Here is a 19261-nt window from a genome sequence, read left to right as displayed (position 1 = left end):
CGATTCGCAACGAGAATTTATTCAAAACTTCCGGTTGCGGCATTCTGATATATTTTAGCAAAATCAGTTAAAGACGTACGTGCCCCGGCGCGCTGCCTTTGTTATGTTATTGTAATGCAACCCTTGGATGTTTTGCAACGCACAAGACTACTTGACTATTTGTGCATTGCAGCTACCCTGCGGCCACCAACAGCCCAACGGAGGATGGCTCATGTTCAACTTTGAAGACGCCAACAAGAAGAGCAAGGAAGCCGTCGACACGGCCCTGAAGACCTATACCGACACGTCCAAGGGCTTTCAGGCAATCGCCGCAGAAGCCACTGAATATTCGAAGAAATCTTTTCAGGACGCGGTGACGCATTTCGAAACGCTGGCCGGCGTCAAGAGCTTCGAGGCTGCCTTCGAGCTGCAGACGAGCTACGTCAAGGCGTATTTTGAAGGCTTTGTCTCCGAGACGACGAAGCTCAGTGAGATGTATGCCGATCTAGCCAAATCAGCCTACAAGCCCTATGAGGCACCGATCGCCGCTGCGGTCGTCAAGACCGCCAAGTCGGTGTCGGCGGCGACGCCTGCTGCTGCTTGAACTGATTTCAAAGGCGCAACCTGCGCTACATATTGAAAAATGAAGACCGGCTACGCATCTGTAGCCGGTCTTTTTGTTTCCACTTTCGCTGCAGCGYCCGCATGGGATCGACCGGGGCTTTTTTGGTCTTTCCCGTGCATGCCGGCCATTTCTTGATTGCAGTGTCTGACAGGGGGCTTAAAATCAGCCTATTATGAACTAAGTTAGTGTTTCAGATATTCGGCGGGAAAAGCACCCTCCCATGCTCCGCTGGATTGCTTGAGGAATGAATGACAATGATCGCAAAGCCGATCCGGATGCAGAACGACAGCGAAAGGAACGGGGACAACGCAAATCGAACCTCGGTCATCACGCGCACCAAGCCGAAGACCAAGAAGCCCAATCTTTATCGTGTGCTGCTTTTGAATGACGACTACACTCCCATGGAATTCGTCATTCATATTCTGGAGCGTTTTTTTCAGAAGGATCGTGAAAGTGCCACCCGCATCATGCTCCATGTCCATAACCACGGCGTCGGCGAATGCGGAATATTCACATACGAGGTAGCGGAAACGAAGGTCAGCCAGGTGATGGACTTCGCCCGGCAGCACCAGCATCCGCTGCAATGCGTCATGGAAAAGAAGTGAGGATCTGAACGTGCCAACATTTTCGCCTAGTTTAGAGAAGGCGCTCCATCAGGCACTGACCTTTGCCAACGAGCGGCACCACGAATATGCGACGCTCGAGCATCTGCTGCTCGCCCTGATCGACGATGCCGATGCGGCCGCGGTCATGGGTGCCTGCAATGTCGATCTCGACGCGCTGCGCAAGACGCTCGTCGAATATGTCGATAACGAACTTTCCAACCTGATCACCGGTTATGACGAGGATTCGAAGCCGACCTCCGGCTTCCAGCGCGTCATCCAGCGTGCCGTCATCCACGTGCAATCGTCCGGCCGCGAAGAGGTGACTGGCGCCAACGTGCTCGTCGCGATCTTCGCCGAGCGCGAAAGCCACGCCGCTTATTTCCTGCAGGAGCAGGAGATGACCCGCTACGATGCCGTCAACTATATCTCCCACGGCATCGGCAAGCGCCCGGGCGTTTCGGAAGCGCGTCCCCCGCGCGGCGCCGAGGACGAAGCCGAAAGCAGCAAGCCGACGGCGCGCGGCGGCGAGGAAGAGGGCGGCCCCAAAAAGCAGCAGGACGCGCTCAAGGCCTATTGCGTCAATCTCAACGAGAAAGCCAAGGGCGGCAAGATCGATCCGCTGATCGGCCGTCACGCTGAAGTGAGCCGCACGATCCAGATCCTGTGCCGCCGTTCGAAGAACAATCCGCTCTATGTCGGTGATCCCGGCGTCGGCAAGACGGCGATCGCCGAAGGCCTTGCCAAGCGCATCGTCGAAGGCAAGGTTCCGGAAGCGCTCGCCGATGCAACGATCTTTTCGCTCGACATGGGCACGCTCTTGGCCGGCACGCGCTACCGCGGCGATTTCGAGGAACGCCTGAAGCAGGTCGTCAAGGAACTGGAAGAATATCCAGGCGCCGTGCTCTTTATCGACGAGATCCACACGGTGATCGGCGCCGGCGCCACCTCGGGCGGCGCAATGGATGCATCGAACCTCCTGAAGCCCGCCCTGTCATCGGGCGCGATTCGCTGCATTGGTTCGACCACCTACAAGGAATACCGCCAGTTCTTCGAGAAGGATCGGGCGCTGGTCCGTCGTTTCCAGAAGATCGACGTCAGCGAGCCGTCGATCGAAGATGCGATCGAGATCATGAAGGGCTTGAAGCCCTATTTCGAAGAGTATCACCACCTGCGTTATTCGAACGACGCCATCAAGTCGGCCGTCGAATTGTCGGCCCGCTACATCTCCGACCGCAAACTGCCCGACAAGGCTATCGACGTGATCGACGAAACCGGTGCGGCGCAGATGCTGCTGCCGCCGTCCAAGCGCCGCAAGCTGATCACCGAAAAGGAGATCGAGGCGACGGTCGCGACGATGGCGCGCATTCCGCCGAAGACCGTCTCCAAGGACGATGAAGCCGTGCTTGCCAATCTCGAGAAGGAACTGCGCTCGGTCGTCTACGGCCAGGATATCGCCATCGAAGCCCTTTCGACTTCGATCAAGCTGGCGCGCGCCGGTCTTCGCGAGCCGAACAAACCGATCGGCGCCTATGTCTTCTCCGGTCCGACCGGCGTCGGCAAGACCGAGGTGGCAAAGCAGCTGGCATCGTCGCTCGGCGTCGAACTCCTGCGTTTCGACATGTCGGAATATATGGAGCGGCACACGGTTTCGCGTCTACTCGGCGCGCCTCCCGGCTATGTCGGCTTCGACCAGGGCGGCCTTCTCACAGATGGCGTCGATCAGCATCCGCATTGCGTGGTGCTGCTCGACGAAATCGAGAAGGCGCATCCCGACATCTACAATATCCTGCTGCAGGTCATGGACCACGGCACGCTGACCGACCATAACGGCAAGAAGATCGATTTCCGCAACGTCATCCTGATCATGACGACCAATGCGGGCGCATCCGAAATGGYCAAGGCGGCGATCGGCTTCGGTTCGTCCAAGCGCACCGGCGAGGACGAGGAGGCGCTGACCCGTCTGTTCACGCCGGAATTCCGCAACCGTCTCGACGCGATCATTCCTTTCGCGGCGTTGCCGACAGCCGTTATCCACAAGGTCGTGCAGAAGTTCATCATGCAGCTGGAGGCCCAGCTTTCCGAAAGGAACGTCACCTTCGACCTGCACGAGGATGCGATCGCATGGCTGGCGGAAAAGGGTTACGACGAGAAGATGGGCGCCCGCCCGCTTGCTCGCGTCATTCAGGATACGATCAAGAAGCCGCTCGCCAACGAAATCCTCTTCGGCAAGCTGAAGAAGGGCGGTGTCGTCAACGTCACCGTCGGCCCGAAGGAAGATGGCAAGCCTGGCATCGTGCTCGAAGCCATCTCGGAAACGGCGCCGATCAAGCCGAAGCCCGAAGCCGAAGTCGTGCATCCCGAAGGCGATGATGGGGATGACGGCGAGCTGAAGACGAAGGCGGCCCGCAAGACCCGCGCCAAAGCAGTGCCGCAGGCCGAGCCTGAGGTTCGCGACGCCCCGAAGAAGGGAAGCGCGGTTCCGAAGGTTCCACGCAAGAAGTAAGATACCGTCACCGAATTGGAAAAGGCCGCGTCACTGCGGCCTTTTTCGTTTTCGGATCTGCATGCGCCCCTTTTCAGAGCCTGGTGTAGTCGATCTCGAGAAAGTCGGCGACCTCGGGCACCCAGCGGTCGCGCACGAAGGCAACATGCAGTGGATGGACGTTATAGGCGTCATAGCCAGCCTGATCGTCGAACTCCATCGAGAGGCCGAAGGTGAAATCGTTTTTCCGGCTTGTCTGCCGGAGCTGCTCGAAATTCCGCACGCTCGGGATATTGGCAAGCACCAGCGCGTCGGCGAGGAATGACTTTTCTTCAGCCGAGCCGGATTCGTGCTTAAGTCGGAATGCGACCGTGTGGCGGATCATGATCTTGTTCCAAATGATTGTCTGGATTGAATTCTCTGAAATCGACAGGTGTTGACCCTACGCCAGCGCGGCCCTGATCTTTTCGGCGTTGGCGGCGAGCACGGCACCGTCCTCCATCTTGCCGGAATGCGGCTTGAGGGCCGCGCCCTCATGCCGCGGGATGACGTGGAAATGCAGATGGAACACCGTTTGCCCGGCCGCCGGTTCGTTGAACTGGGCGATGAACACGCCATCGGCGTCGAAGACGTCCTTGACCGCATTGGCGATCTTCTGGACGACTGATATCGCATGGGTGAGGGTGGCTGGATCGGCATCGAGGAGATTGCGCGACGGCGCCTTGGGAAGGACGAGCACGTGGCCCGGCGCCTGCGGCATCACATCCATGAACGCGATGGTATACTCGTCCTCGTAAACCCGGTGCGAGGGGATTTCGCCGCGGAGGATCTTGGCGAAGATGTTGTTGTCGTCATAAGCGGCCGGGCTGGTCATCACGAAATCTCCTCGTTTTTCACAGCGCCGCGCGTCTTTTCAAACGCGCAAAGGACGCTGTAGCGCTTTGAATTGCTGCATAGTTTTATCCTTAAATCGATTCCGATTTAAGGAATATGCGTCGTTGATCGGGTAGCGCGACCGGTGCGGCGGCGTCAATCCTCCTGCAGACGCTCGCCCTTGCGGAAAGGACTGTGTTCGGTCAACAGCTCGCTCATCTGTTCGACATCGGCGCGCTCTCGCGCGAGATAGTCGCCGATCGCCCGGTGAAGGCCGGCATGAGCGACATAGTGGGCGGAATGCGTCGTCACCGGCAGATAGCCGCGGGCGAGCTTGTGTTCGCCCTGGGCGCCGGCCTCGACACGTTTCAGCCCTTTCGAAAGGGCGAAGTCGATCGCCTGGTGATAGCAGACCTCGAAATGCAGGAAGGGATGATCCTCGATGCAGCCCCAGTGACGGCCGTAGAGTGTATCGCCGCCGATGAAGTTGATCGCGCCGGCGATATAGCGCCCGTCGCGCTTGGCCATGACGAGCAGGATATCGTCGGCCATGCGCTCGCCGATCAACGAGTAGAACTTGCGGGTGAGGTAGGGCCGGCCCCACTTGCGCCCGCCAGTATCCATGTAAAACTTGAAGAACTGGTCCCAGATGCGTTCGGTCAGGTCGCGGCCGGTCAGCCAGTCGATGCTGATACCGTTTTCGAGGGCGGCGCGGCGCTCCTTGCGCAATGCCTTGCGTTTGCGCGAGGCAAGCGTTTCGAGAAATTCCTCGTGATTGGCATAGCCGTCATTGATGAAATGGAACTGCTGGTCGGTGCGGTGCAGATAGCCGTCCATCTCGAAGACGCCGATCTCTTCGTCCGGCACGAAGGTGATATGGGCCGAGGAGATACCGAGCCGGCGCACGACCTCCTTCAGGCTTTCGGCGATCGCGCTCTGGATCGGTAGCCGCTGCAGCCCCTCGGCGACAAGAAGACGCGGGCCTGTCGCCGGGGTGAACGGGATCGAGCACTGAAGTTTGGGATAATAACGCCCGCCGGCCCGCTCGAAGGCGTCGGCCCAGCCATGGTCGAAGACATATTCGCCCTGGCTGTGGTTCTTGAGATAGCCGGGCAGGGCACCGATCAACTCGCCGCGATCGGTCTCGAGCAGCAGATGGTGGCCGAGCCATCCCGTCTCTGCGTCGGCCGAGCCGGATTCCTCAAGCGACGATAGAARAGCGTGTGAAACGAAAGGGTTGTAGGCAATCGTAGCGCAGGTCTTCGACGCTCCGGAAAGCTTGGACCAGCTCTCCGGGGAAATCGCGGTGAAGGAGCGTTCGACGCGAATGGATAGTTCGTCAGTCATGGGACAAATGCGAAGCCTGTGGGAGGATGGTTTCGGCTCTGTCTCAGTCTGCGCATGATCTTGGCCAAAAAGCGAGCGTCAAGCAGCCACACGCGGATCGAAGCCTTCGAAGGTCATCTGGTCTGCGTTTGCGAATGTAAGCCGGCGCGCCTCTTCGTCACGCACCGTCCAGGTGATGACAGGAATGCCCTTTTCGCGTTCGCTGGTGATAAAGGCGTTCGGCAGATCGCCATAATAATAGGAGATGAAATCGAGGCCGATCTCCATCGCCTTCGCATGCGTGTTGAATGCGTCCGGCGTGTTGCCGTTGGCGGTCAGCCCGAGCGGGTAGGGCGAGCCAAGCGTCTTCAGATCGCGCAGCAGCCAGTGGTCGAAGCTCATCAGCGCCACCTTGCCCTCATAGCCTTCGAGCACCTCGAGCACGGCTTCGGCAAAACCTTCGTCATCGGCCTCGCGTCCCTTGAGCTCCAGCACCAGCGGCACCTTGCCCTTGACGAGGTCGAGGAGCTGGCGCAGCGTCGGCACCTTGTCGCTGGTGCCGCCGACGGCGATCAGTCCGAGTTCCCTGGAGGTGCGCTCGCGGATGTCGCCATTGAGATTGCACAGGCGCTGCAAGTCCTCGTCGTGAAAGATGACCGGCACGCCATCGGAGGCGTAATGCAGGTCGCATTCGATCGCAAAGCCCGCTTCGACGGCGCGCGAGAATGCCGAAAGCGTATTTTCCCAGATATGGGTGTTGAGATCGTGATAGCCGCGATGGGCGACCGGCAGGTCCCTGATCCAGGCAGCATTGGTCATTCGGCGATTTCCATGATAGCGTCTATCTCGACGGCGGCGTTCAACGGCAGGGCGGCCATGCCGACAGCAGCACGCGCATGTTTGCCGGCTTCGCCGAGCACGCCGGCAATCAGGTTCGAAGCGCCGTTGATGACGAGATGCTGCTCAATGAAGTCGGGCGCCGAGGCAACGAAGCCGTTCAGCTTGACGACGCGCCGGATACGGCCGAGATCACCGCCAAGTGCCGCCTTCGCCTGGGCAAGGATGTTGATTGCGCAGAGTTCGGCGCCGCGCTGGCCTGCTGCAACGTCGACGGTCTTGCCGAGATGGCCCGATACGGCGACCTTGCCGCCTTCGAGAGGCAGCTGGCCGGAGATGTAGAGGAGATTGCCGCTGATGACATAGGGAACGTAATTTGCAGCAGGTGCTGCGGCTTCGGGCAGGGTTATCCCCATCTCAATCAGGCGCGCTGCTATTTCATCGGACATTTTCGTCTCCGCTTTTGTTGTCAATTCTTCTAAAATTATGCATCAAGACTAGAATCTTTAATATGACAGTTTCGAGCCTCGATTTGGCCGAAAGCGTTCTTATAACATCGCGACCGAGTCCAACAGGAGTTAATGAATGTTCCGATCGAGTCTTGTCGCTCTGCTTCTCGCCAGTGTTTCCGCCAATGCATGGGCGGCTGCGCCCGCGGTAAGCGCTGCGATCGCGACCGGCCTCGTTGCACATCGTGCGGTCTACGATCTGGAATTGAAGGACGCCTCGGACCGCTCTGGCATCGCCGCCATGTATGGTCGCATGGTTTATGAGTTCGATGGCAGCTATTGCCAGGGCTTCACCACCAATTTCCGCTTCGTGACGCAGATCGACACCGGCGACAGCGTACGCGTCAGCGACCAGCAGACGAAGACCTTCGAGAACCTGAAGGACGGCAAGTTCACCTTCGACACCAAGTCCTTCACTGACGACCAGCTCGACAAGGAGGTCAACGGTGCGGCTCAGGATCAGCCGGATGGTGTCAAGGTCGATCTGACGCAGCCGGCGAGCCGCGAGCTCCAGCTTTTAGAAAGCCGTTTTCCCACGGAACATATGCTCGACGTCATCCAGCACGCCAAGGACGGCAAGCGCTTCTTCGAGGCGCGCGTCTTCGACGGTTCGGATGACGGCGACAAGTCGCTTGCGACGACGACGATCGTCGGCAAGCAGGAGACCCCGATCGCCGAGGAAACCGATGCCGGTAATGCCGGCGCCTTCTCCAAGACTGCCTTCTGGCCGGTAACGATCGCCTATTTCAACGAGAATGCGAAATCCGATGCTTTGCCGGTCTACCGCATGTCGTTCAAGCTCTATGAGAACGGCATCACCCGCGACCTGACGATGGATTACGGCGATTTCGTCCTGACCGGCAAGCTCGCCAAGCTGGAGCTGCTCGACCGCAAGGCCGAGGTTTGCAAATAGGCGGCGAGAGCACGCCTGTCATAAAACTGTATCATAAAATTCACTATGGTTCGGCGATCAGCGATGACTGAGTCGCCGTCTGTCGTCCTGCTTTTCGGGTCGGTGCGATCCCAGCGGCCAAGCCATTGCGATGACGTCTCTCCGTCAGACTGCGTAGACCATTACGCACCGCAAGCTTGAAAGCCCGAGCCATGGCCGATACCGATCTCGCGACTGTTCAGAATGCCGCCCTGCCGGTTGTCGTCGCCGATCCGGCGGAAATTGCCCGCATTTCCGATAGCATCAATATCACCGACCGCGCCGGCATCTCGGTCTATGGCGACCGCGCCCAGCAGGCGGTCAGCGATTATGCCGACAGGATCCTGCGCGAAGTCCGCAACAAGGATCTCGGCGATGTCGGCCGCCTGCTGACCGACATCATCCTCAAATCGAAAAGCCTCGATCCGGCATCGCTGAAGGATAAGGGTTTCCTCAGCCGCATGTTTCTCTCGGCCAAGGCCCGGCTCGAACGCTTCAAGGCGGAGTTCGAAGACGTGGCCGGCCAGATCGACCGGATCGGCCTGGAGCTCGACCGCCATAAGGATACGCTGAGGCGCGACATCGCGCTGCTCGACGACCTGCATGAGGAAACCAGGCAATCGATCATGCGGCTCGAGGCCTATGTTCAGGCCGGCAAGACTTTCGCCGAGCGTTTCCGCGGTGTCGATCTGCCGAGGCTGAAGGCGCAAGCCGAGGCGGCGGCGACCGGCCCCGGCGGCGGCATGCTCGAGGCGCAGACCTATCAGGACAGCCTGCAGGCGCTCGACCGGTTGGAAAAGCGGGTCTTCTACCTGCAGCAGGCCCGCCAGCTCGGCATTCAGCAGTTGCCGCAGATCCGCATCGTTCAGGCGGGCGACGAAACGCTGATCGAGAATCTGCAGGCGACTTCGGCGCTGACGGTGCCGGCCTGGAAGCAGAAGATGGTGATCCTGCTCGGCCTGACGCGGCAGAAATCGGCGCTCGATCTGCAGAAGGCGGTGACCGACGCCACTAACGACATGATCCGCCAGGCATCCGAGATGATGAAGGACCAGGCGATCGCCATCGAGCAGCAGTCGCAGCGCGGCATCGTCGATATCGACACGCTCGCCAAGGCGAACAGGGATCTGATCGATACCATATCAGGCGTGCTGCAGGTTCAGGAGGAGGGGCGTCGGAAACGGGCGCTCGCCGAGCAGCAGATGGAGCAGATGACGATCGAACTCAAGAAGGCGATGACCCAGGCGTGATCGGCAAGATGACGATGCGAGCACTGCTTTCAGGCCTGGCACTTCTTGCCCTTCTGTCCCTGTCCGGCTGCAATCCCTTCGGCCAGGGGCCGGAGTTTTCGATCGTATCGGGATCGGAGAATACCGTTCTGCAGCCGATCGTCGAGGAATTCTGCAAGCAGAAGAACGCCGCCTGCACCTTCAAATATGAAGGCACGCTCGATATCGGCCTGGCGCTGCAGAGCGACGAGGGCGTCGCGCAGGATGCAGTCTGGCCGGCCTCCAGCGTCTGGGTCGACATGTTCGACACCAGGCGCCGCGTCAAGAACCTGACCTCGATCGCCCAGACGCCGGTGGTATTGGGTGTGCGCAGGTCGAAAGCGCAGCAGCTCGGCTGGATCGACAAGGATGTCTTCATGAAGGACATTCTCGCTGCCGTCGAGAGCGGATCCCTGAAGTTCCTGATGACCTCGGCGACGCAATCCAATTCGGGCGCCAGCGCCTATCTTGCCATGCTGTCGAGCGCGCTCGGTAACAAACCGGTGATCGAACCCGGCGATCTCGACGACAAACACGTCCAAGAGAGCGTCCGGTCGCTGCTGTCAGGTGTCGTGCGCTCTTCCGGTTCTTCCGGCTGGCTTGCCGATCTCTATGTCGAATCCGCCGGCAAGGGCACGGTCTACGACGCGATGTGGAATTACGAGGCGGTGCTGAAGGAAACCAACGACAAGCTTGTCGCCCTGTCGCAGGAACCGCTTTACGCGATCTATCCGGCCGATGGTGTGGCCATGGCGGATTCACCGATCGGTTTCGTCGATCATGGCCGCGGGCCAGAAGTCCAGACCTTCTTCAACGATCTGCTCGCCTATCTGAGCTCTGCCCCCGTGCAGCAGCGCATCGCCGATACCGGCCGGCGCATTCCGCTGACCGGCGTTGCAGCAAAACCGGACCCAAGCTGGAATTTCGACCCCGCCCGGCTGGTGACGGCGATCCGCATGCCGGAGGCCGGCGTCATCCGCCAGGCGCTCAACCTTTATCAGGCGGCGCTGCGCAAACCGTCGCTGACCGCGCTCTGCCTCGATTTTTCCGGCTCGATGCAGGGTGACGGCGAAGACCAGCTGCAGAAGGCGATGCGTTTCCTGTTGACGCCCGACGAGGCGAGCAAGGTGCTGGTGCAATGGTCGCCCGCCGACCAGATTATCGTCATTCCCTTCGACGGCAGCGTGCGCAACACTTTCATGGCCAGTGGAAACCCGCTGGAGCAGGAAGGGCTGCTGAACGAGATTTCCCGGCAGAAGGCCGATGGCGGCACGAATATGTATGCCTGCGCTGAACGGGCTCTGCAGCAGATTACCCGAACTGACAGGCTCTCGACTTATCTGCCTGCCATCGTCATCATGACCGACGGCAAGTCCGATGATCAAAGCCAGGCTTTCATGCGTTCATGGAACGCGATGGAGCCACATGTGCCGATCTTCGGCATCACATTCGGCGATGCCGACAAGACCCAGCTCGACAGCCTCGCCAAGCTGACCTCAGCGCGCGTGTTCGACGGCGGTTCGGATCTCGCCACCGCCTTTCGTACGGCGCGAGGCTATAATTAGGACAGGCATGCGCAACTGGCTCGGCAATGACGGCAACTGGATCGTAGCGGGACTGGCGGCGGCAATCACCGTGCCGCTCTTGAGCTTTGCCGCCGGCATGCCGTTCTGGATCGCTGCCATCATCGCCCTCCTGGTCTTTGCCGGCCTCGTCATTCTGCTTGCGCCGCGCCGGCTGTTCGAAGGCCTCGATATCAAGAGCATCGGCAGCGGACGCGTCGCCTTTGCCCGTGAGCTGCTGGTGGCCGCCGTTCCCTTTGCCGAACGCCTGGAGACTGCCGCGGATGTGATCGGCGACAAACAGATGGCGGCCGCAGTCCGGCATCTCGCTGAAATCGCCGCCGATGTCTTTCGCAAGGTCGAAGCCAAGCCCGAAAGTGCCAATGCCGTGCGGCGGTTCCTCTCCTATTATCTGCCGCGTTCTGCCGAGGTGGCGGAAGGTTTTGCCGTCATCGAGGCCAAGCGAGTTCCCGACCCCAAGCAGCTGGAGGAAGTGCGCGGCGTGCTGGTGAAGCTCGAAGAGGCCTTCGTCCATTATGCCGACAGCCTGGTTGATGAGGAACTCGGCACGCTCGACACTGATCTGCGCCTCATCCAGGCATCGCTCAAAGAGGATATCGGACGCTGATGGCCCTTTCTCGTCGCGCCTTTGGAGTGGGACTGCTCGGAGCCGGCGTCGCGGGYACCGGCGGTTATTTCGCCGTCCGGGATCGGCCGGAATTGCAGGGCCTGCTCGGCAGCCGCACGACGCTGTTCGGCTTCGTCGGCGGCGAAAAGGAGGCCTTCCTGGCCGATCCTGACGTCATCAGGGCGCTCGGCGGATACGGGTTGACGGTGGACAGCCGCGTCGCCGGCTCCGTCGAGATGGTCCGCGAACAGGCGCTGCTGTCGCAGCGTCCGCAATTCCTCTGGCCGTCCTCCTCGATCATGGTCGATATCGCCAGGCAAAACGGCATCAATATCCGCAACGACCGCGTCGTGCTGAACACACCGATCGTGGTCTATTCCTGGCAGCCCGTTGTCGACGGACTGATGAAAGCGGGATTGGTGACGGTGACGAACGAAGGTCATCATCAGCTCGACCTCAAGGCGTTGCTTGATGCGATTCTTGCCGGATCCGACTGGTCGAAGCTCGGCGTCAATTCGCTCTATGGCCGCGCCCGCATCGTCTCGACCGATCCGAACCGCTCCAATTCCGGCTTCATGTTCGCAGGCCTGGTGCTCAGCCTTTTCAGCGGCAATGTCGCGACATCAGGTGACCTTGCTACGTTTGGCGGCAAAGTGCAGGCGATCTTCCGCAACATGGGCTTCAAGTCGCCATCCTCAGGCAAGCTTTTCGATCAGTATCTGGCAGGCGGCCTCGGCGGCGAGCCGATGATCGTCGGCTATGAAAACCAGCTGGTCGAATGGATCCTCGCCGATCCCGCGCGATGGGAGCGGATCAAGGCGAGCGCCGGCGCAAAGCCCGTGGTGCTCTATCCGCGCCCGACCGTTTATTCAGCACATCCGCTGATCGTCGTCGACGAGAACGCCAACCGGCTGATCGAAGCACTGGTGAGCCCGAAGCTCCAGGAACTTGCCTGGACGAGACACGGCTTCCGTGGTCCGCTGGGGACTGCCACCGGCAATGCCGACAGCGCGATCGGCTCTCTGCTGCCGGCCGAGGTCGATGCCATCCTGCCGATGCCGGATGCAGGCGTCTTGCTGTCGCTGCTGCCGACACTGGTAAGCTAAGCGGCCAGGTTTTTTCCGCATAAGCCTTGCTTTTGTGCCAAATCGAATGTATGGGCACCGGCATTCCACACGTAAGGCATGGGATCGTCCGGGAGAAATCCGGGCTGTTCCGCCCGGTGGCATTCTCGAAGAGGATGCTGTTCGCCTTGCGGAGGTTCAACCGGAAAAGGAGTAACAAGGCATGGCATTGCCTGATTTTTCTATGCGCCAGCTGCTTGAGGCAGGCGTCCACTTCGGCCACCAGACCCATCGCTGGAACCCGAAGATGAAGCCGTACATCTTCGGCGATCGTAATAACATCCACATCATCGACCTGGCCCAGACCGTTCCGATGCTGTCGCGCGCCCTTCAGGTCGTCAGCGACACCGTTGCCCGCGGCGGCCGTGTTCTCTTCGTCGGCACCAAGCGCCAGGCGTCTGAGATCATTGCCGACAGCGCCAAGCGCTCGGCCCAGTACTACGTCAACTCGCGCTGGCTCGGCGGCATGATGACGAACTGGAAGACGATCTCCAACTCGATCCAGCGCCTGCGCAAGCTCGACGAGATCCTGAACGGCGAAGCCCAGGGCTTCACCAAGAAGGAACGCCTGAACCTTGAGCGCGAGCGTGAAAAGCTCGACAAGGCTCTCGGCGGTATCCGCGATATGGGCGGCACGCCCGATCTGATGTTCATCATCGACACCAACAAGGAAAAGATCGCGATCGACGAAGCCAAGCGCCTCGGCATCCCGGTTGTCGCCATCATCGATTCGAACTGCGATCCGGACCTGATCGACTATCCGATCCCGGGTAACGACGACGCATCGCGCGCAATCGCCCTTTATTGCGAGCTGATTTCCCGCGCCGCCATCGACGGCATCGCGCGTCAGCAGGGCTCTTCCGGCCGCGATCTCGGCGCATCCTTCGAAGTTCCGGTCGAGCCGGCTCTCGAGGAAGCAGCCGAAGGCTGATGAAAGCGGGCGGATCGAAAGATCCGCCAATGCTTGCAGAGACTGGGCTTGCAGAGACTGGGAAAGGCCGCTCGCGACTCATCGAAGTTCGGCGGCCTTGCCTGTTTCAAGGGGAGGGCGTCAGGCTCTCCGCCCGAGAAGTTTCGTTATGACGCGTCTTCATCACGCTGTCATACATACAGGTACATTTCGTGCCTCAATCCGGTGCCGAGCCGCGCTTTGCGCTCCACCGTATGAACCGACAAGAGGAAGCTAATGAGCGAGATTACGGCTGCAATGGTGAAGGAACTGCGCGAAAAGACCGGCGCAGGCATGATGGACTGCAAGAAGGCTCTTGCTGAAACCGGTGGCGACATGGAAGCGGCGATCGACTGGCTGCGCGCCAAGGGTATCGCCAAGGCCGACAAGAAGTCCGGCCGCACCGCCGCCGAAGGCCTCATCGGCGTTTCGAGCCAGGGCACCAAGGCCGTCGTCGTCGAAGTCAATTCCGAAACCGACTTCGTTGCCCGTAACGATGCCTTCCAGGAACTCGTCCGCGGCATCGCCAAGGTCGCTGTCTCGACCGACGGCACCGTCGAGGCCGTTGCCGCTGCGAACTACCCGGCATCCGGCAAGTCGGTTTCCGACACGATCAAGGATGCGATCGCAACGATCGGCGAGAACATGAACCTGCGTCGTTCGACCGCTCTCTCGGTCGAGGACGGCGTCGTCGCCACCTATATCCACAATGCTGTTTCCGACGGCCTCGGCAAGCTCGGCGTTCTCGTCGCGCTGAAGTCGACCGGCGACAAGGAAGCCCTGAACGCCATCGGCCGTCAGGTCGCCATGCACATCGCCGCGACCGCGCCGCTGGCGATCCGCCCGGAAGAAGTCGATGCCGCCGTCGCCGAGCGCGAGCGCAACGTCTTCATCGAGCAGTCGCGCGCTTCCGGCAAGCCTGACAACATCATCGAGAAGATGGTCGAAGGCCGCATGCGCAAGTTCTTCGAGGAAGTCGCCCTTCTCTCGCAGGCTTTCGTCATCAATCCGGATCTGACCGTCGCAGCCGCCATCAAGGAAGCTGAAAAGGCCGTCGGCGCGCCGATCGAAGTTGCCGGCATGGCCCGTCTGCTGCTCGGCGAAGGCGTCGAGAAGGAAGAAACCGACTTCGCGGCCGAAGTCGCGGCCGCCGTCAAGGGTTGATCTTCCAGCCATAATTGGGAAAACACGAAGGGCATCGCGTGACAACGCGGTGCCCTTCGTGTATCGGGCATTCACGGCAATTTACGAGGAGCCAAGATGTCTTTAGAGCCTGTCTATAAACGTGTTCTACTCAAGGCTTCCGGCGAAGCGCTCATGGGTGGCCAGGGTTTCGGGATCGATGTGACGGTGGCGGACCGCATTGCATCCGATATCGCCGAGGCAAGGCATATGGGCGTGGAAGTCGGCGTCGTCGTCGGTGGCGGCAATATCTTCCGCGGTGTGGCGGTAGCGTCCAAGGGCGGCGACCGGGTCACCGGCGACCATATGGGCATGCTCGGCACTATCATCAACGCGCTGGCGCTGGCGACCTCGCTGCGCAAGCTGAACATCGATACGGTGGTGCTTTCGGCCATCTCCATGCCGGAGATCTGTGAAAGTTTCTCGCAGCGCGCGACCCTTTACCATCTGTCGATGGGACGCGTGGTGATTTTTGCCGGCGGCACCGGCAATCCCTTCTTCACCACCGATTCCGCTGCGGCACTGCGCGCCGCCGAAATGGGTGCGGAAGCGATCTTCAAGGGCACGCAGGTCGACGGCATCTACACCGCCGACCCAAAGAAATATCCCGATGCGACCCGCCTCGACCGGCTGACGCACCAGGAAGTGCTGGACAGGGGGCTGGCGGTGATGGACGTTGCCGCCGTGGCGCTCGCCAGAGAAAATTCCATTCCGATCATCGTCTTCTCGATCCACGAGAAAGGCGGTTTTGCTGAAATCTTGACGGGCGGTGGCCTCAAGACCATCGTCTCCGACAACTGATATAAGCTGCGCCGCGGTTTCGGCGCAGCCCTCGCCAGACGGGAGCATCGACATGAGTGAAGGTATCGACATCAAGGAACTGAAGCGCCGCATGGATGGCGCGATTTCCGCATTCAAGGGCGACATCGCATCGCTGCGCACCGGCCGTGCTTCGGCCAACATCCTCGACCCGGTCACGGTCGAGGCCTATGGTTCGCGCATGCCGCTGAACCAGGTCGCCAACATCACCGTGCCTGAGCCGCGCATGCTGTCGGTTTCCGTCTGGGACAAGTCGATGGTCAGCGCCGTCGAGCGCGGCATCCGCGAATCCAATCTCGGCCTCAACCCGATCATCGACGGCCAGAACCTGCGCATTCCGCTGCCGGAACTGAACGAGGAGCGCCGCAAGTCGCTCGTCAAGGTAGCGCACGACTATGCAGAAAAGAGCAAGGTGGCGATTCGCCATGTCCGCCGCGATGGCATGGACGGCCTCAAGAAGGCCGAAAAGGACGGCGTCATCGGCCAGGACGAGAGCCGGGCGCAGTCGGAACGTGTACAGAAGATGACGGACGAGACGATTTCCGAAGTCGACCGCTTGCTTGGCGAGAAGGAAAAGGAAATCATGCAGGTCTAGTGGATCTGTGCCTTTGCCTGGAAAGACCGGACGGGAAATGTCGGAATCTGTATTTGTAACTGTGCCAGAGCATGTTGCCATCATCATGGACGGCAATGGCCGTTGGGCCAAGCAGCGTGGTCTGCCGCGCACGATGGGTCATCGCAAGGGTGTGGAGGCGGTACGCGAGACAGTACGCGCCGCCGGCGCCGTCGGCATAAAATATCTGACCCTCTTTGCCTTCTCCTCGGAGAACTGGCGTCGGCCCGAAGCCGAGGTCTCCGATCTGCTCGGTCTGCTCAAGGCTTTCATCCGCCGTGACCTCGCCGAGCTCCATCGCCAGAACGTGCGGATCAAGGTGATCGGCGACCGCCACAGCCTGCGCAGCGACATTTTCGGCCTGCTGCTCGAAGCCGAGGAAACGACCAAGGACAACACGGCGCTGACGCTGGTCATCGCCTTCAACTATGGCTCTCGTGACGAGATCGCCCRTGCCGCGGTGAGCCTCGCCAGGGATGTCGAGGCTGGCCGCCTGAGGGCGCAGGACATCACCCCGGCGCTGATCAACGCCCGTCTCGACACGGCAGGTATCCCCGATCCGGATCTCATCATCCGCACCAGCGGCGAGGAGCGGCTTTCCAACTTCCTCCTTTGGCAGGCCGCCTATTCGGAATTCATCTTCCTTCCGGAATACTGGCCGGATTTCACCCCCGAGATCTTCCGTTCGGCGCTCGAGACATTCGCCTCTCGCGACCGGCGCTTCGGCGGCCTCTCGTCGCAGGCAGCCGCGGTCGGCACCTGATGCAGAGGGAATTGAAGCTCCGCATTGTTTCAGGACTGATTCTTGCGGCCATCGTTCTCGCCGCCACCTGGTATGGCGGCCTTGCCTTCCGCATTCTGGCGGTCGTCATTGGCTTGCTGATCTACTATGAATGGTCGAAGATCACCGGTATCGCCCGCGATTGGGTTGCCAATGCCGTCGGCTGGATCGGCGAGGCGGCGATCGCCTTCCTCGTGCTTGTCGGCAATTTCGAATTCGCCGCCGGCATGCTGGCCGGCGTCACCGCCGTCGGCATCGCCCTGATCATCTTGCAGGGCACGAGCCGCTGGTTTCCGGCTGGCCTGTTTTATGCCGGCGCTACCGGCCTGGCGCTTGCCGCGATCAGAAGCGATGACCGGCCCGGCCTTTACGCCATGCTCTTCGTCTTTGCGGTCGTCTGGGCAACCGATATCCTTGCCTATTTCGTCGGCAGGGCGCTCGGCGGACCGAAGCTTGCCCCTTCGATCTCGCCTGGAAAGACCTGGTCTGGTGCAATCGGCGGCGCCGTTTCGGCGCTCGCGGCCGGCGTCGTTCTCGTTCATTTTCTCCTTCCGGGCGCTGAAATCATCGCCGCCTTCGTGGCGCTTGTTCTGTCGGTTTGCAGCCAGTCCGGCGATCTTTTCGAATCGTTCATCAAGCGGAAATTCGGCGTCAAGGATTCCAGCCGTCTCATTCCGGGCCATGGCGGCGTCATGGACCGTGTCGACGGACTGATTTTTGCCTGTTTTTCGGCGTTCTTGCTTGCAGGGCTTTTTTCCCTGATAAAGGGGACCGGAATGACGTCGCTTGGCGCGGCATTGTTCGGACTCTGACAACGCGGCAGTCTGACGGAAGGCACTCATGGAAACGCTGAGCGGCATATACGCATTTTTGATGGGGAATATCGTTACCTTCATCCTCGTGCTGTCACTGCTCGTCTTCGTGCATGAGATGGGCCATTACCTCGTCGCGCGTTGGAGCGGCATTCGCATCCTTGCCTTTTCCGTCGGTTTCGGTCCGGAGATATTCGGCTTCACCGACCGCCACGGAACGCGCTGGAAGATCTCGGTGATCCCGCTTGGCGGCTACGTCCGGTTCTTCGGCGACGAGGATTCTTCGAGCAAGCCCGACACCGACAAGATCGCCGCCATGTCCGAAGAGGACAGGGCGCGCTCCTTTGCCGGCGCCAAGCTGTGGAAACGCGCTGCAACCGTCGCGGCTGGCCCGATTGCCAATTTTCTGCTGGCGATCGCCATCTTCACCATTCTTTTCTCGGTCTACGGCCGCATGATCGCCGATCCTGTCGTTGCCGAGGTCAAGCCTGATGGCGCTGCTGCCGCCGCCGGCATCCTTCCAGGCGATCTATTGGTCGCCATCGATGGCGGCAAGGTCGAGACCTTCGACGACGTGCGCCGCTATGTCAGCATCCGGCCGAGCCAGCAGATCGTCGTGACGGTCGAGCGCGCCGGCCAGAAGCTCGACGTGCCGATGGTGCCGCAACGCACCGACACGACTGACCAGTTCGGTAACAAGGCTGAGGTCGGCCAGATCGGCATCGTCACCAACCAGCAGGCCGGCAATTTCCGCCTGCAGACCTATACGCCGCTCCAGGCGCTGCGTGAGTCTGTGCTCCAGACCCGGGATATCGTCACAGGCACCTTCAAATATATCGGTAACATCTTCAGCGGAACGATGCGCGCCGATCAATTGGGTGGGCCGATCCGCGTCGCGCAAGCCTCGGGCCAGATGGCGTCGCTTGGGATAGGCGCAGTGTTGCAGCTTGCGGCGGTGCTTTCTGTTTCGATAGGATTGCTTAACCTGATGCCGGTTCCGGTACTTGATGGCGGCCACTTGATGTTCTATGCGGTGGAAGCGGTGAGGGGGAAGCCGCTGGGTTCCACAGCCCAGGAAATTGCATTTCGCATCGGCCTGGCGATGATCCTGACGTTGATGGTTTTCACGACTTGGAATGACATCGGGTCGTGGATAGGGTAAACGCGCAGGGCGAGGCTAATTACTATTTATTTACGATGTTTCAAGGCTGTAGTGGCGAATGGGTCACGCTTGCAAATGAAGTAAACAGAAATTAACGACCTGCCTTGCTTGTATGTCAAAAGCGGGTAAAACGACACACGTGACCGGAATCGGGTTCTCCCGGAACCGGGGACGAGGGAAACAAAGGTAATGGG

At 60.2% G+C, this 19261-nt stretch carries 20 protein-coding genes; 15 read left to right on the top strand and 5 right to left on the bottom strand.

Annotated features, from left to right (window positions below):
- Positions 1–211: 211 nt before the first annotated feature.
- From AC1ECN_RS30610 to clpA, 3 genes are all read left to right on the top strand, one after another.
- The gene (locus tag AC1ECN_RS30610; RefSeq protein WP_018073447.1) at positions 212–583 is read left to right on the top strand and encodes a phasin family protein; all 372 of its coding nucleotides are present in this window, start codon (positions 212–214) and stop codon (positions 581–583) included.
- A 275-nt stretch (positions 584–858) separates the two neighbouring features.
- Positions 859–1209, top strand: coding sequence for an ATP-dependent Clp protease adapter ClpS (gene clpS, locus AC1ECN_RS30605; protein ID WP_017988219.1), 351 nt, complete (start codon positions 859–861; stop codon positions 1207–1209).
- A 10-nt stretch (positions 1210–1219) separates the two neighbouring features.
- On the top strand, positions 1220–3712 hold the full coding sequence (clpA, locus tag AC1ECN_RS30600) for an ATP-dependent Clp protease ATP-binding subunit ClpA (protein WP_477955033.1): 2493 nt from the start codon (positions 1220–1222) through the stop codon (positions 3710–3712).
- Between the two features lie 73 nt (positions 3713–3785).
- Here clpA and AC1ECN_RS30595 read toward each other — a convergent pair whose 3' ends face one another.
- The 5 genes from AC1ECN_RS30595 to AC1ECN_RS30575 form a co-directional block, all read right to left on the bottom strand.
- The gene (locus tag AC1ECN_RS30595) at positions 3786–4076 is read right to left on the bottom strand and encodes a Dabb family protein (protein ID WP_018073449.1); all 291 of its coding nucleotides are present in this window, start codon (positions 4074–4076) and stop codon (positions 3786–3788) included.
- Between the two features lie 57 nt (positions 4077–4133).
- Entirely contained in the window at positions 4134–4565 is a 432-nt protein-coding gene (locus AC1ECN_RS30590) for an HIT family protein (RefSeq protein WP_024320699.1), read from the bottom strand.
- A gap of 155 nt (positions 4566–4720) precedes the next feature.
- Positions 4721–5911 carry a GNAT family N-acetyltransferase gene (locus tag AC1ECN_RS30585; protein WP_477955030.1) on the bottom strand — a complete coding sequence of 397 codons (1191 nt, stop codon included), beginning with the start codon at positions 5909–5911 and terminating at the stop codon, positions 4721–4723.
- Positions 5912–5989: 78 nt separating this feature from the next.
- Complete coding sequence (locus tag AC1ECN_RS30580) at positions 5990–6709, bottom strand: glycerophosphodiester phosphodiesterase (protein ID WP_018073452.1); 720 nt, start codon at positions 6707–6709, stop codon at positions 5990–5992.
- Complete coding sequence (locus AC1ECN_RS30575; RefSeq protein ID WP_024320702.1) at positions 6706–7176, bottom strand: RidA family protein; 471 nt, start codon at positions 7174–7176, stop codon at positions 6706–6708. The genes AC1ECN_RS30580 and AC1ECN_RS30575 overlap by 4 nt, the downstream gene beginning before the upstream one ends.
- A gap of 136 nt (positions 7177–7312) precedes the next feature.
- Here AC1ECN_RS30575 and AC1ECN_RS30570 point away from each other — a divergent pair, with 136 nt between their 5' ends.
- The 12 genes from AC1ECN_RS30570 (at position 7313) to rseP (ending at position 19067) form a co-directional block, all read left to right on the top strand.
- Entirely contained in the window at positions 7313–8149 is an 837-nt protein-coding gene (locus tag AC1ECN_RS30570; protein ID WP_018073454.1) for a cell envelope integrity EipB family protein, read from the top strand.
- A gap of 191 nt (positions 8150–8340) precedes the next feature.
- Positions 8341–9417: a toxic anion resistance protein gene (locus tag AC1ECN_RS30565; protein ID WP_130661519.1), complete on the top strand. Its 1077-nt coding sequence runs from the start codon at positions 8341–8343 to the stop codon at positions 9415–9417.
- Positions 9418–9431: 14 nt separating this feature from the next.
- Complete coding sequence (locus AC1ECN_RS30560) at positions 9432–11000, top strand: substrate-binding domain-containing protein (protein ID WP_130673524.1); 1569 nt, start codon at positions 9432–9434, stop codon at positions 10998–11000.
- Between the two features lie 7 nt (positions 11001–11007).
- On the top strand, positions 11008–11625 hold the full coding sequence (locus AC1ECN_RS30555) for a 5-bromo-4-chloroindolyl phosphate hydrolysis family protein (RefSeq protein ID WP_018073457.1): 618 nt from the start codon (positions 11008–11010) through the stop codon (positions 11623–11625).
- Complete coding sequence (locus AC1ECN_RS30550) at positions 11625–12731, top strand: type 2 periplasmic-binding domain-containing protein (protein WP_018073458.1); 1107 nt, start codon at positions 11625–11627, stop codon at positions 12729–12731. Before AC1ECN_RS30555 ends, AC1ECN_RS30550 begins: the two co-directional genes overlap by 1 nt.
- A gap of 181 nt (positions 12732–12912) precedes the next feature.
- Positions 12913–13680 carry a 30S ribosomal protein S2 gene (rpsB, locus tag AC1ECN_RS30545; RefSeq protein WP_018073459.1) on the top strand — a complete coding sequence of 256 codons (768 nt, stop codon included), beginning with the start codon at positions 12913–12915 and terminating at the stop codon, positions 13678–13680.
- A gap of 255 nt (positions 13681–13935) precedes the next feature.
- Complete coding sequence (gene tsf, locus AC1ECN_RS30540) at positions 13936–14862, top strand: translation elongation factor Ts (RefSeq protein WP_018073460.1); 927 nt, start codon at positions 13936–13938, stop codon at positions 14860–14862.
- Between the two features lie 96 nt (positions 14863–14958).
- Positions 14959–15681: a UMP kinase gene (gene pyrH / locus AC1ECN_RS30535; RefSeq protein WP_003539289.1), complete on the top strand. Its 723-nt coding sequence runs from the start codon at positions 14959–14961 to the stop codon at positions 15679–15681.
- A gap of 52 nt (positions 15682–15733) precedes the next feature.
- Entirely contained in the window at positions 15734–16294 is a 561-nt protein-coding gene (gene frr, locus AC1ECN_RS30530; RefSeq protein ID WP_017964143.1) for a ribosome recycling factor, read from the top strand.
- 37 nt (positions 16295–16331) lie between these two features.
- Positions 16332–17075 carry an isoprenyl transferase gene (locus tag AC1ECN_RS30525; RefSeq protein WP_477955024.1) on the top strand — a complete coding sequence of 248 codons (744 nt, stop codon included), beginning with the start codon at positions 16332–16334 and terminating at the stop codon, positions 17073–17075.
- Positions 17075–17905 (top strand): phosphatidate cytidylyltransferase, encoded by an 831-nt coding sequence (locus AC1ECN_RS30520; protein ID WP_130655311.1) that lies wholly within the window; start codon positions 17075–17077, stop codon positions 17903–17905. The genes AC1ECN_RS30525 and AC1ECN_RS30520 overlap by 1 nt, the downstream gene beginning before the upstream one ends.
- Positions 17906–17933: 28 nt before the next feature.
- The gene (rseP, locus tag AC1ECN_RS30515; RefSeq protein WP_130661521.1) at positions 17934–19067 is read left to right on the top strand and encodes an RIP metalloprotease RseP; all 1134 of its coding nucleotides are present in this window, start codon (positions 17934–17936) and stop codon (positions 19065–19067) included.
- Positions 19068–19261: the final 194 nt, after the last annotated feature.

This window comes from Rhizobium sp. 01N447_2 (assembly GCF_056399245.1).
Note: the sequence above shows the minus strand (reverse complement) of the source record. Positions and strands in the feature narration are given on the sequence as shown.